Raw genomic sequence first — 15,237 nt, forward strand, 5'->3', positions numbered from 1 at the left:
ATGAACCACGACGACCTCGCCCGCTCGGTCGTCCGCCTCGTCGGCGAGGTCAGGTCGGGAGGCGCGGAGCCGGACCTGGACACACCCCTGCGCGAGTACGGGCTCGCCTCGCTGGCGGCGACCCGTCTGGTGCTCGGGATCGAGGCCGCCCACGGGGTCAGGATCCCCGTCGACTGGCTGGGGGCCGGGGCCACCACGCGTCAACTCATCGACAAGGTCGCCGAGTCGGCCCCGCCGCCCTCCGGCACCGGCCTTCCGGACAGCCCGTCGGCGCCGTCCGGGCCGGATCCCGGCGGGGAGCCGTTCCCGCTCACACCTGTGCAACAGGCCTACCTGGTGGGCCGGGACCCCGACCTCGGCGCGGACCCGGTGGGTTGCCGCATCTACCGCGAGTTCGCACTGCCCGCACTCGACCCGGTACGGCTCACGGCGGCCTGGCGGCGCGTGGTCGCGCACCACGACATCCTGCGGGTCCTGATCGATGACGACGGCCGCCAGCGGATCGCCTCGGGGGCGCCAGCCGACCTGCCCGTACACGACCTCCCCGCACATGACCTGCCCGTACACGACCTCTCAGGAGCGGGACCCGACGACTTCGCCCGGCACGTACGGGACGTCCGCGAGCGGCTGACGGACCCGGCGCCGCTCCACGCCGCCGGGTGGCCGCCGTACACCGTCGAGATGTCCCTGGGGCCGGACGGCACCGGCGTCGTCCACCTGGACATCGACGCCATGCTGACGGACGGTCACGGACTGGACGTCCTCCTCGACCACTGGTGGCTCGCCCACGAGCGGCCCGACGACCCGCTGCCGGCCTCGGCCGTCCCGCTGCGCGACGCCGTCCTCTCGCTGCACGCGCGGCGCTCCACCCCCGCCCACCGCGAGGACCTGGACCACTGGTGCGACCTGCTCGGCCGCCCGGCGCCCGGCCCGGCGGCGGCCCGGACACGGCCGGAGGCACGCCCCGGCGGCCACCCGCGCCGCTCCCTCGGCGCCGCCCTGACCCCGGCGCAGTGGAACGCCCTCAAGGACCGCGCGGCCGCCCTGGAGGTGTCGCCCACGGCGCTGGTCCTCACCGCCTTCGCCGAGGTGCTGGCCGCCGACGCGCCCGGCGAGCCGTTCACGCTGGTGCTGACCACCTCCGACCGGGTACGGCTGCCCGCCGGCACCGAGCACCTGGTCGGCCCCTTCACCTCCACCGCGCTGCTGGCCGTCCCGCCGCTCACCGACCGGTCCTTCGGCGACGCCGCCCGCACGCTGCACGACCGGCTCTGGGCCGGCCTCTCCCACACCGGAGTGTCCGGGGTGGAGATCCTGCGGGAACTGCGCTCCCGGGACAGATCGGCGCCCCCGGTCGCCCTGCCGGTGGTCTTCACCAGCCTCCTGGACACCGGTACGGGCCGCACGGGCGGTCTCACCGACCACCTGGCGCACGCCACCAGCCGCACCGCGGGCATCGCGCTCGACCACCAGATGTGGGAGGTGGACGGGGCGCTGCACTACCGCTGGGACGTGGCCGACACCCTGCTCGCGCCGGGCGCCGCCGACACCCTCTTCACCGCGCTCGGCAACACCCTGCGCGACCTCGTGTCCGCGCCCGACGAGGAGACCAGGCCGCTCAACCAGCTCCAACAGGCCTACTACGTCGCCCGTTCGCAGGGCGCCGAGCCCTGGGACGGCTGCCAGGTCTACCACTCCTTCGCCCTCGACCACCTCGACATCGGCCGCCTGGAGGACACCTGGCACGCCATGACCGAGCGGTACGACGTGCTGCGCGCCCACCTGTCGTACGACGGCGAGCTGCGCGTACGGCGGACGGCCGGCCCGCGCCGCCGGATCCCGGTCGTCGACCTCGCGGCCGCCGAAGCGTCCGGCACGCCCGGTGACGTGGTCGAGGACGCGTTCCGCGACCGCATGGCGGGGACGGCCTTCCCGCTCGGCCGCTGGCCGCAATTCGACCTCCGGGTGACCCGCGCGGCGTCCGGCCGGGCGACCCTGCACTGCGCCCTCGACCTCGCCGTGGTCGACGGCCGCAGCCTCCACCTGCTGCTGCGCGAACTGGTGGCCGGGTACGGCTCTCCGGCCCACCGGCCGCCGGCTCTGCCCGCCCCCGGGGCCGCACTCGCCGTCGAACTCCCCGGCCCGCCCGACCCCTCCGCCGTCGCGTACTGGCGGGAACGCTTCACCGGCCTCCCCGGGGGGCCCGCCCTCGCGGGCGGCGCCGACCGGCACCGTACCCGCCGCTCCGGCGTCCTGACCGGATGGCGGCGTACCCGGGCGGCCGTCGAGAGACGTGGCCTGACGCCCGACGCGGCCCTCCTCGCCGTCCTCACCGAAGCCCTGTCGACGTGCGTGGACGGCGACTTCACCGTGGTGGCCGCCCGCTGGCACCGGGACGACGAGCACCGGCGCCCGGGGGAGCACACCCGGCTCAGCTGGCTCGACCACGGTCCCGCCGCACGGTCGCTCGCCGAACGCGCCGCCGCCCACCAGCACCGCATGGACCAGGACGACACCCGGGGCGCGGGCGCGGACGGGCTCGCCGAACTGCGCCGCGTGGTCATGCGCGAGCGGGCCGGCACCGGTCTCGCCTTCCCCGTCGTGCACACCGGCCTGCTCGAACTCACCGCGCAGGCACCCCCGTCGGGCGTGCGGAACGGGCGGTGGATGACCTGCACCCCCGGCGTCTCCCTGGACAGCATCTGCGTCGAGGAGGGCGACGAACTGCACTACCACTGGGACACCGTGCCCGCCGACTTCGCCCCCGGCGCCCTGGAGGCGATGTTCGCCGTGTACGAGCGCCTGTTGGGCGGGCTCGCCGAGACCTTCACGGCGGCGGCCCCGGCCGCGGTCTCCGCTTCTCAGGAGCCGGCGGCGCTGACCCCGGGCGAGCGGGAACGGGTGCTCCACACCTGGAACGACACCGCGGAACCCGTCCCCGACGAGCGCCCCGTCCACCGGTTCTTCGAGGACCACGCCCGACGGACCCCCGATGCCGCCGCTGTCCTGCACGCCGGAGGGACCGTCAGCTACCGCGAACTCGACGGCTGGGCCAACGGCATCGCGTACCGCCTGCGCGCGCTTGGCATCGACACCGGCCAGGTCGTGGCCATCCGCGCCCGGCGCGGCCCGGCGCTGATCGCGGCCGTCCTGGGCGTCCTGAAGGCCGGTGCCGCCTACCTGCCGATCGAGCCCACCACCCCCGCCGAACGCGCCGCCGGGATGCTCGCCGACGCCGGTGCCGTCCTGCTGCTCACCACCACCGACACCGGGCCGCTCCCCGTCCCGGACGGGGTCCGGGTGGTCGAGGCCGACCGCTCGGCCGTCGTCCCCGCCGACGTCGCGCCCCTGACGACCGCGCACGCGGACAGCACCGCGTACGTCATCTTCACCTCGGGCAGCACCGGCCGGCCCAAGGGCGTCGCCGTCGCCCACCGCTCGGTGCGCAACCTCCTGCACTGGTGCTGGCGCACCTTCGACTTCGGCCCGGGCGACCTGGGGCTGATGGTCACCTCGCTCGCCTTCGACCTCTCCGTGTTCGACGTCTTCGGCCTCCTCGGCCGGGGCGCCGCCCTGTACGTCGCCGACGAGGCCCAGCAGAAGGACCCGGGGCTGCTGCTCGACCTGCTGCTGGAGCGGCCGATCACCTTCTGGAACTCGGCGCCCACCACGCTCGCACAGATGATGCCGCTGCTGCCGGCACCGGCCGGCGACCGCACCGCCGGCACGGATGATCTGCGTCTGGTCTTCCTCAGCGGGGACTACACACCGCTGTCGCTGCCCGACGAGCTGCGGGCGGTGTTCCGCTCCGCCGAACTCGTCAGCCTGGGCGGCGCCACCGAGGCGACGGTCTGGTCCAACTACCACCGGGTGGGCGAGGTCGACCCGGCGTGGCGGAGCGTTCCGTACGGCCGGCCGATCGACAACGCGCGCTACTACATCCTGGACGAGAACCTGGAGCCCTGTGCGGTCGGGATCGAGGGCGACCTCATGATCGGCGGGGATTGCCTGGCGCTCGGCTACCACAACCGGCCCGAACTCACCGGCGAGCGCTTCGTGGCCGATCCGTTCGTACCGGGCGGCGGGCAGCGGATGTACCGCACGGGTGACCGTGCGGCGTTCGGCCCCGACGGGGTGATGACCTTCCTCGGCCGGGCCGACACCCAGGTCAAGATCCGGGGACACCGGGTGGAGCTGGGCGAGATCGAGCACCGGCTGCGGGGCCACCCCGGCGTCAGGGAGGCCGTGGTGCTGGTGCGGCCGCACGACTCCGGGGACCACAAGGTGGTCGGTTACCTGCTGTCCCACGGCGTGCCGCCCTCGGTGTCCGAGTTACGGGAGTACGCGGCGCGCGCCCTCCCGGACTACATGGTCCCCAACTACCTGGTCTTCCTGGACACCCTCCCGGCAACGCCGAACGGCAAACTGGACCGGGACGCGCTGCCGTGGCCGCTGCGGGGGGCGGCGTCCGCCGGCCTTCCGGGGGTGGCTCCCGCCGGTCCTCGTGGGGCCGCTTCCGCCGGCCTTCCGGGGGTGGCTCCCGCCGGTCCTCGTGGGGCCGCTTCCGCCGGCCTTCCCGGGGTCGCTCCCGCCGGACCGCCCGCGGTCCCTCCCGGGCTCGCTCCTGCCCCGGTTACGGCTGACGTCGACACACCCGCTGCTGTACCGGTTGCCGTACTTGTGCCGACGTCGGGTGCTGTACGGGTGCCCGCTCCCGTACCGGAAACGGCCGGGGATCCGGCGGCGGGGCCGGACACCGCGCACGCCGCCCGGCTGGCCGGGGAGATCGCCGACCTGGTCTCGGGGCTGCTCGACGGCCGCCCGGTCGACCCGGACCAGGACCTCTGGGACCAGGGGGCGACTTCCTTCACGATGGTGCGGATCTCCCGGGCGCTCCGACAACGACACGGATTCCGGATCCCGGTCGACGCCCTACTGGACGCGCCGACGGTCACGGGAATCGCCACACGACTGGCCCCCGCGTTCGCCACGGCCTCGGTCCCGACGCCCGCTGGCGCAGGGTTGCCCGTCCCGGCTTCCACACCTGACGCGAATCCCGCCCCGACCACGGCGCCCGCTGCCGCGTCCGTGTCCGCTCCGGCTTCCATGCCTGCTCCGAGCCCCAGCCCGGCTCCCGCTGCCAACTCTGCCCCGGCCACCGCGCCCGTGTCCGCGCTGGCTTCCGTGCCTGCGCCAAGTCCCGGCGCGGCTCCGACTGCCGAGTCTGCTCCGGTTGCGGCGCCCGCTGCCACGTCCGCGTCCGTCCCCGCCACCGTGCCTCCTCCGAGCCCTGCCCCGGCTCCCGCTGCCAACTCTGCTTCGACCACGGCACCCGCTGCCACGTCTGCGTCCGCCCCGGCCCCCACACCTGCGCCAAGTCCCGTACCGGTGCCTGCCGCTAGCTCTGTCCCAGCGACGGCGTCCGCTCCCGCGCCCGCGTCCGCCCTGGCCTCAGTGGTTGCTGCCGACTCTGCTCCGGCCGCAGCGTCCGCTGCCACGTCCGCGTCCGTCCCGGCCTCCGTGCCTGCGGCACGTCCCGTCCTGGAGGCCGCCGCCACCAGTTCTGTCCTGGTGACGGCGGAGGCGCCTGCCGCCGCGCCCGCGTCCGTCCCGGCCTCCGTACCCACCACGCCAAGCCCTGCCCCGGTGCCCGCCGTCGGCTCTGCCCGGGCCTCGGCGCCCGGGGTCGCCCCGACGCTCACCCCTGGCGCGGGCCCAAGTCCCGCGCCCGGCGGCCCGGTCCCTGGGGGCGTGGAGTCCGTACCCGTCGCGCCCGCCATGGCCCCGGTCGTCGGCCGACCCGCAGCCCCTCCGTTCGTGGACGTCCTCTCGGCCGAGGAGCGCGACGCGTTCAAGAAGGGTGCGTGGAATCTCCGTCCGGCCTCCCCGGACGAACCCGTTCTGCGGCTCGCGGACTCCGGCGTCCCCGTCGGCGGCCCCCCGCACCTCGCCCGGTCCAGCAGCCGGGAGTTCGCCCCGGGGCCACTGCCGTACGCGGACCTCTGCGCCCTGCTCGCCCGGCTGCGGGCGAGCGACAGCGACGGCCGCGAGCGTCGCGGCTACCCCTCGGCCGGCGACACCTACGCCGTCCACACCTACCTCGTCGTACGCGCCGGCGCCGTCGAGTCGCTGCCCGGTGGCGCCTACTACTACGACCCCGCCGTGCACGCGCTCCGCCTGATCAACCCGGACCCGGCCATCGACAGGACCGCGCACTTCTTCTACAACCGGCCGTTGTTCGACCAGTCGGCGTTCGAGCTGTACCTGATCAGCCAGCCCCAGGGCATCGAACCGCTGTACGGCAAGGACGCCGAGCGTTTCCTGCTGCTGGAGGCCGGCTACATGGGGCAGCTCCTGATGGAGGCCCAGCAGGACACCGGAGTGGGCCTCTGCCCCATCGGGAGCGTCGCCTTCGACGCGATCCGCGGTCAACTGCGCCTGGACGAGGGCCAGCGATTCCTCCAGTCGTTCCTCGGCGGCCCCCTCACCGACCGCGCCGCAGACCCCGCCGAACCCGCAGACCCCGCCAACCCCGCCGAGCCCGTTCCGGCCCGCGTCCCCGCATCCGGCCGGAAGGCCACCGTCACCCCCGCCGCCGTCATCGGACTCGCCGGTCGCTACCCGGACTCGGAGACGCCCGACCAGTTCTGGCGCCACCTCGCGGACGGCCGGCGTTCCATCGCCGCCCCGAGCCCGGACCGGGCCGCCGAGGTCGGTGCCGTACCCGGTGGGTACCTCGCCGACATCGACGGCTTCGACAGCGGACTGTTCCGCCTGTCGCCCGCCGAGGCCGCCACCCTCGATCCGCAACTGCGCCAACTGCTGCACGCGGTACGGCAATGCCTGGAGGACGCCGGGCACACCGCGGAGTCCCTGCGCCGGGCCGCCCCACGGGTCGGCGTCTACGTGGCCACGATGTGGAACGACCACCAGCACGTCGGCGCCGCCGACTGGGAGCGCACCGGCCGGGCCGAGGTCTCGGCCATCGCCTCGGACATCCCCAACCGTATCTCGCACCTCTTCGGCTTCCGCGGCCCCAGCGTCGCCGTCAACACCTCCTGCTCGTCCTCGCTCACGGCCCTGCACCTCGCCCTCGAAGCCCTGCACCGGGGCGACTGCGACGCCGCGGTGGTGGGTGCGGCGAACCTGATCGCCCACCCGTACCACACGGCCCTGCTGGAAGGCCTCGGACTCGTCGCCCCCGCCGGCGTCGCGGGCGCCTTCGACGACGACGCGAGCGGCTGGTCCCCCGGCGAGGGCGTGGGCGCGCTCCTGCTGCGCCGCGTCCAGGACGCGCGCCGCGACGGAGACCACATGCACGGAGTGGTCGAGGGGACCTGGATCGACTTCGCCGGCGGCTCCGGCCGCTTCGGAGCCCCGGACGTGACCGCCTTCCGGGACGCGATGGCCCGCACCCTGGACCGGGCAGGAGTCACCGTCGACGATGTCTCGTACGTCGAATGCGCCGCCACCGGGGCCTCGTTCGCCGACGCCGCCGAGGCGGAGGCGCTGGGGAGGCTCTTTCACGCCCGGGCGGGGGAGCCCGTCCTGCTCGGTACGGTCAAATCCGCCATCGGACACCTGGAAGCCGCCTCCGGACTGGCCCAGGTCACCAAGACCCTGCTCCAGCTGCGCCACCGCAGCATCGCGCCGACACCGACCGCCGCCCGGCTCAGCCGGCTGGTCGACTGGGACACCCTCCCCGTCCGGCTCGCGGACCGCGCCGTGTCCTGGCGCTCGCCGGACGGGACCGCCCCGCTGCGCGCCCTGGTCAACGCGGCGGGGGCGACCGGTTCGCTCGCCCACGCGGTGATCCGCTCGGCGACGGCAGAGGAACTCGCCCCCGGTGACGGCGCCCCGTACGGCCCGCTCCTCGCGGTGCTCTCCGGCCGGGACGAGGACGATCTGCGGAGTACGGCGGAGAGGCTGGCCGACCACCTGCGGTCCGCCGCGCCCGCCCCCGCCCCCGCCGATCTGGCGTACACCCTCCAGACCGGACGCACCCACCACGCGCACCGGCTCGTCCTCGACTGCTCCGGGGGCCTGCCCGCCCTGCGGGCCGCGCTCGCGGACCATCTGGCGGGCCGTCACCCGGCGGCCCCCGCGACCGGGCCCGGCGCGGCCTGGCTGGCCGGGGAGGACGTGGACTGGCGTACGTTCTGGGCCGTACCGGCCCGCCGGGTGCCGCTGCCCACCGGCACCTTCCCGGCCGGCCGGGCGCGTCCGGAGCCCGCGCCCGCTCTGTCCGGGGCGGACGCCGCCCGGATCGAGCGGCGGTTGGTGCAGCTCTACGCGCGGGCGTCGGGCCTGCCGGAGGACGGCATCGACCCGCACACGCCACTGGAGCGGTACGGCCTCACCTCCTTCCTGGTGGCGCGGCTCAACGCGGACCTGCGCGAGGAGTTCGGGGTCACCTCGGCCACGGTGTTCTTCGAACAGCGCGATCTGGCCGGGGTCGCCAGGAGCGTCGCCGCCCATGCCACCACGGGCACGGGCGCAGTCGTGCGGTCGGCACAGGGCGCCACGGTCGCCGAACGGGCCGATGACCGGGCGGGCGAGAGGATGAGCGAGAGAGCGACCGAGGGGGCAGGCGAAGGAGCGAGCGAACGAGTCGGCGACGACATCGCCGTGATCGGCCTCGCCGGTCGCTACCCGGGCTCGCCCACCCCCCAGGCGCTCTGGGAACACCTGCTCGGCGGTACGGACCTGGTGACCGAACTGCCCGCCGAACGGCGCACCGGCCGGCCGGGCGAGGAGCTGATGCACGGCGGATTCCTGGACGCGGTGGCCGACTTCGACCCGCTGCTGTTCGGCATCACCCCGCACGACGCCGACCTGATGGACCCCCAGGAACGGCTGTTGCTGGAGGTGGTGTGGGAGACCCTGGAGGACGCGGGCCACCCCAGGGACCGGCTGCTCCGTACCCACGGCTCCCGGGTCGGCGTCTTCGTCGGCTCGATGCACAACGAATACCCGTACTTCGGCGTCGAGCGCACGCTCACCGGTACGCCCGTCGCGGGCGGCTCCACACCGGCGGGGATCGCCAACCGCGTCTCGTACTTCCTGGACGCCCACGGCCCCAGCCTGACCGTCGACACCATGTGCTCCTCCTCGCTGACCGCGATCCACCTCGCCGTGCGCAGCCTGCGCGACGGGGAGTGCGCGGTGGCCCTGGCCGCCGGGGTCAACCTCTCGCTGCACCCGAACAAGTACGTGCAGCAGCGCGCGATGCGCATGACGTCCTCCGACCACCGCTGCCGGGGCTTCGGCGCCGGCGGCGACGGCTTCGTACCGGCCGAGGCGGTCGGGGCGGTGCTGCTCAAGCCCCTGGCCCGGGCCGTCGCGGACGGCGACCGGATCCACGGCGTCATCAAGGGCACGGCCGTCAACCACGGCGGCCGCACCAACGGTTACACCGTTCCCGATCCGGCCGCGCAGGGCCGGGTGGTGACCGAGGCGCTCGCACGCTCCGGAGTGCCCGCGGGGACGGTGGGGTACGTCGAGGCGCACGGCACCGGCACGGCGCTCGGCGACCCGGTGGAGATCGCGGGCCTGGGGCAGGCGTTCGGCGCGCTGGCACCGGGATCGGTGGCGATCGGGACGGTCAAGTCCAACCTCGGGCACACGGAGGCGGCGGCCGGCATCGCCGGGCTGACGAAGGTGCTGCTCCAGATGCGGTACGGACTGCTGGTCCCCTCGCTGCACGCCGAAGAGCTCAACCCGGCGATCGACTGGGCGGCTTCGCCCTTCCGGGTGCAGCGGGCGGTCGCCGAGTGGCCCCGGCCGGCCGGGGGACCGCGCCGGGCGGGGATCAGCTCGTTCGGCGCCGGCGGTTCGAACGCGCACCTGGTGGTGGAGGAGTACCCGCGGCCCCCATACGTCCCGGACCACGCGGCGGCGGGACCGCACCTGGTGGCGCTGTCGGGCCGTACGGAGGAGGCCCTGACCACCCTCGCGGGCCGCCTGGCCGCACACCTGCGGGAGGCCGGGCCTGGAGGCGTACCGGACGAGGCAGTCCTCGCGGACGTCGCGCACACCAGCCGGGTCGGCCGCGAGGAACTGCGGGAGCGCCTCGCCCTGGTGGTCTCCTCCGTGCCCGAACTGGCCGACCGCCTCGCCGCGTTCGCGGCCAGCCGGGGCACGGCCGAGCTGCGCGGACGGGTGACGGGGCCGTCCGGCTCCGGCCTGCCCGTGGAGCGTGTCGACCCGGCCGGTCTTGAACTCGAGGAACTAGCTCGCCGTTGGGTCACAGGAACGCGCTGGGACTGGCAGGCCCTCCCGGGCGCGGCTGCGCGCCGGATCGTCCCGATGCCCACGTACCCCTTCGCGCGCCGCCACTGCTGGCTCCCGAAATCGCCCCCGGAGAACACGCCGCGGGACGTACGGCAGCCCGGTGGGCTCGTGGCGACGAGCGGAACAGCGGAGGTTGCGGCCACCGGGTCCGTACGGGCGCCGGCCACCGGGTCCGTGCCGGTCGGGGCTGCCGGGCCCGCACGGGCGGCCACCGGGTCAGTGCCGGTCGGGGGCACCGGGCCCGTGCAGGTGGGGGCTGCCGAGCCCGTACGGGCGCCGGTCACCGGACTGGAGGCGGCCGCGGCCACCGGGCCTGCACGGGCGGCGGCCACTGTGTCCGTGCCGGTCGGGGGTACCGGGTCTGTACAGGTGGGGGCTGCCGAGCCCGTACGGGCGCCGATCACCGGACTGGAGGCGGCCGCGGCCACCGAGTCCATCCGGGCGAAGGCTGCCGGGCCCGCGCCGGTCGGGGTCAGCGGGTCTGTGCCCGCAGGGGTTTTCGGGACTGTGCCGGTCGTGGCCGCCGACCAGGTACGGGCGGCGGCCACCGGACCGGAGGCAGTCGCGGTCAGCGAGTCCGCACCGGTCGTGGTTACCGGATCTGTGCCCGCAGGGGCTTCCGGAACTGTGTCGCTCGCTGGTGCCGACCCCCTACGGGCGGCGGTCAGCGGACCGGCGGCGGTCGCGGCTGTCGGGGCCGTCCGGACGGATGCTGCCGGGCCCCTGCCGGTCGGGGTCAGCGGGTCTGTGCCCGCAGGGGTTTCCGGAACTGCGTCGGTCGTGGCTGCCGACCCGGTACGGGTGGCGGTCACCGGACCGGAGGCGGTCGGGGTCAGCGGGTCGGTGCCCGCAGGGGTTTCCGGGACCGCGCCGGTCGCTGGCGCCGAGCCCGTCCGGGCTGCGGTCACCGGACCGGAGGCGGTCGCGGCCACCGGGTCCGTCCGGGCGGAGGCTGCCGGGCCCGCGCCGGTCGCGGCCAGCGGGTCCGTGCCCGCAGGGGTTTCCGGAACTGCGCCGGTCGTGGCTGCCGACTCCGTACGGGCAGCGGTCAGCGGACCAGAGGCGGTCGCGGCCGCCGGGTCCGTCCGGACGGATGCCGCCGGGCCCGCGTCGGTCGGGGTCAGCGGGTCGGTGCCCGCAGGGATTTCCGGGACCGCGCTGGTCGCTGGCGCCGACCCCCTACGGGCGGCGGTCGCGTCTACCGGAGCCGAACGGGCGGCGGTCACCAGGTCCGTACCGGTCGCGGTTACCGGGTCTGTGCACGCAGGGGCTTCCGGAACTGCGCCGGTTGCTGGTGCCGACCCCCTAAGGGTGGCGGTCAGCGGACCGGAGGCGGTCGCCTCTGCCGGGTCCGTCCGGACGGAGGCTGCCGGGTCCCTGCCGGTGGCAGCTGCCGAGCAGGTAGGGGCGGCAGCCGCGAGGTCCGTACCGGCGGAGGTTGCCGAGTCCGCCCGGGCGGCGCTTACCGGACCGGTGACGGCCGCGGCTACTGGAACCGTGCGGGCGGAGACCGCGGGGCCTGTAGGGGCCGCGGGCACCGGGCCCGTACCGCTTGCGGGCACCGGGTCCGTGCCTGAGGCGGTTATCGGAGTTGTGCCGGTCGCGGCTTCCGAGCCGGTACGGGTAGCGGTCACCGGGTCCGTACCTGGGGCGGTCGCCGGGGCCGCACCGTTCGCCGCGCCGAACGCCGTGCCCGAGCTGCCGCAGGCACTTCGCCGCGCGCTCGGCGTACCGCTGCGTGCGCGTCGCTGGGAGGCGGCCCCGTCGGCGGTTGACGCCGGAGCGGTGTCTCGCGGGACGGTGGCCGTACTCGCGGGGCCGGGCAGTGAGGCCCTCGCGCGGCGAACCATGGCGCTGCTCGCGCCACAGACCGACTGCGTGCTGCTCGGCGAGGGCGAGGGCAACGGCCAGGGCGACGGCGAGCGCCCGGGCACTGGTCGCGGCGTACCGGCCTTCCACGACGATGCCTCCGTCCGCCGCATCCTCAAGGGACTGCCCGGCCTCACCGGCCTGTTGGACCTCACCGACGTAGGCCGGCCGGACGGCGGGCCCGGCCCATGGACGGCCCGGATCGTGATCCTCCAGGAGCTGATCCGCCGTCACCGGGGGGAAGCGCGCGTGCTCCACGTGACCCAGGGGCTCCAGGACCTGCCCGGCACCAGGCCGTCGCTCGCCGGCTCCCGCGTCGCGGGGTTCGTCCGCATGCTCGGCGCGGAGTACCCGAGGGTCCTGGCCACCCACCTGGACAGCGATCTGCTCCTCCCCGAGGCGATCGCCGCCGAGTGGCGGGCCGCCGAGCCGCCCGTCGAGGTCTGCCACCGGGACGGGCGGCGGCTGCTCCCTCGGTGGACGGAGGTTGCCGGGGCGACCACGGCGCCGTTCCTGGCCGACCCGGCGCGCGCGTACCTGGTGACCGGCGGCACGCGCGGCCTCGGCTCCGGGGTTGCCCGCCATCTCGTGGCCCGGGGGGCCCGGCGGCTCGCCCTGACCTGCCTGCGCGAGCTGCCCGTACGCGAACGGTGGGACGACCCCGGCCTGTCCGCCGAGACCGCCGAGGCGGTGGCCACGATCCGCGACCTGGAAGGGGCCGGCGCCCGGGTGAGGGTGTTCACGGGGGCGCTCTCCGGCCGGGCCCGGCTGTCGGCGTTCCTCGCGGAGGTCCGTACCGTCCTGGGGCCGGTCGGCGGAGTGGTGCACTGCGCGGGGCTCGGTTCACGGGGCCCGGGGGCCTTCGTCCACAAGCGGTCCGAGGACATACGGGAGGTGTTCGAGCCGAAGACGGACGGGCTGGAGACCCTCGCCGAACTGTGCGGCGCCGACCGGCCGGACTTCTTCGTCCTCTTCTCGTCGGTCTCCTCGGCCCTGCCACGACTGGCGGCCGGGATGAGCGACTACGCGGCGGCCAACACCGGAGCGGACTTCGTCGCGGGCCACCTGGCGCGGCTCGGCCGGGTCCGGGTCCGGGCCGTGCAGTGGCCGGTCTGGGCGGCCGGCTCCGCCGGGGAGGCGGCCCGGGTTTCCTGCCGGGACGCCGGGATCGGGCTGTTGTCCACGGCGGACGGGCTCGCCGTCCTCGACTGGGCGATGACGTCGGACGGCCCGCCGGTCGTGCTGCCCGCGCCACGGGTGGTCGCGACGATCCCGCCTTCGGTGACCTCGCCCGCGGCGACTCCGCCGCTGGCGGCGGCCGGGCCGGTCGCGGTGCCGGGGTGGCTGGCTGAGGTGTTCGAGGCGGTGGCGGGTGTCCCGCGCGAGGAGCTAGAGCCGACCGCGTCCTTCACCGAACTCGGCGTCGAGTCCGTCATGTTGGCGGAACTGGTGGTACGGATCGAGCAGCGCACCGGCCGGCCGCTGGAACCGACGGCGCTGCTGGAGCACGACACACCACAGACCCTCGCCGCCCATCTGGCGCGAACGCTCCCGGCGATGCCCGCCGAACCCGCGGTCGGGCAGGGTGCGGCGCTCGGGGAAGGACCTGCGGACGGGGCGACGGGCCGGGCCGGGCGGGACGGATCCGATGGGCCTGGTGGAGCTGACGGCCCCGGCGGATCCGGTGGCCCCGGTGGTCCTGGTGGACCGGACGCAACCGACGGCCCCGGTGGATCGGACGGCCCCGACGCCGGACCCGGTGGCCCCGACGGACCGGACGGACTCGACGGACCCGGTGGACCGTACGGAAGCGGCGGACCTGGTGGACCAGACGGACCGGACGGACCCACCGGACCGCCCGGACCCGCGCCCGCCGCAGGCGAGTTCGCGATCGCCGTCGTCGGCATGGCCTGCCGGTTCCCCGGCGCCGCCGGAATCGCCGCGTTCTGGGAGCAACTGGCCTCCGGGGCCGACGCCGTCACCGAAGTGCCGCCCGGCCGCTGGGACACCGCACGCCTCTACCGTCCCACGTACGAACCCGGCCATAGCATCAGCCGGTGGGGAGGCTTCCTCGACGGGATCGAGGACTTCGACGCCGACTACTTCGGCATGAGCGAGGAGGAGGCCACCGGCCTCGACCCGGCGGTACGGCTCTTCCTGGAGGGCGCGGAGGGCGCCGTACGGGACGCGGGCTACCGGGACGAGGAACTGGCCGGGCGCTCCGTCGGGGTCTTCGCGGGCGCCCGGATGTCGGGATACCGGCACCGGGCCGGGGCCGGCGGTACGACGGGGCTCGGCGGGGACCAGAACTTCATCGCGGCCCGGGTCGCCCACCAGTACGACCTGCACGGTCCCGCCATGGTGGTCGACAGCGCCTGCTCCTCCGCACTGGTCGCCGTCCAGCTCGCCTGCCGCAGCCTGCTGGCGGGGGAGTCCGAACTGGCCCTGGCCGGTGCGGTGGAAGTGCTCCTCGACGAAGAGCCGTATCTGGAGTTCAGCGCCGCGAAGGCGCTCTCCCCGGCGGGCCGCTGCCGGACCTTCGACGAGCGGGCGGACGGGTTCGTACCCGGCGAGGGCTGTGGCGTGCTGCTGCTGAAACGGCTCGGCGCGGCGCTCCGCGACGGCGACAGCGTCCACGCCGTCATCCACGCGGTGGCGGTCAACAACGACGGCAGGACGATGGGTCTGACGACGCCCAACCCCAAGGCCCAGGCGACCGTGGTCCGCAGGGCGCTCGCCGACGCCGGAGTGCGGCCCGCCGACATCGGCATGATCGAGGCGCACGGCACCGCCACCCTGATCGGCGACCCGATCGAACTCCGGGCCCTGACCGACGCGTTCCAGGACGGTACGGACGGTACGGGCTCGGCGGACGCGACGGACGCGGCGGACGGGACCGGCCGCTGCGCGATCGGCAGCGTGAAGTCCAACCTGGGCCACCTGCTCAGCGCGGCTGGGATCGCCGGACTGATCAAGGCACTGCTGGCCGTGGAGCACGCGGCGATCCCGCCGACCATCGGCTGCGACCGTCCCAACCCGCGCTTCGATCTCAGCACGTCACCGTTCCGCGTGAAC

General features: G+C 75.3%; 1 protein-coding gene (only partly in view). It reads left to right on the forward strand.

Annotated elements, in window-relative coordinates:
• A protein-coding gene (locus ACIODU_RS15460) for an amino acid adenylation domain-containing protein (protein WP_401767820.1) crosses the window boundary here: on the forward strand, positions 1 to 15,237 show its 5' portion. 396 nt of this gene lie beyond the right edge of the window; only the first 15,237 of its 15,633 coding nucleotides appear in the window; it begins with the start codon at positions 1 to 3; the stop codon falls past the right edge of the window.

The sequence above is a fragment of the Streptomyces sp. NPDC088261 genome, from assembly GCF_044740805.1.
Lineage (GTDB): Bacteria > Actinomycetota > Actinomycetes > Streptomycetales > Streptomycetaceae > Streptomyces.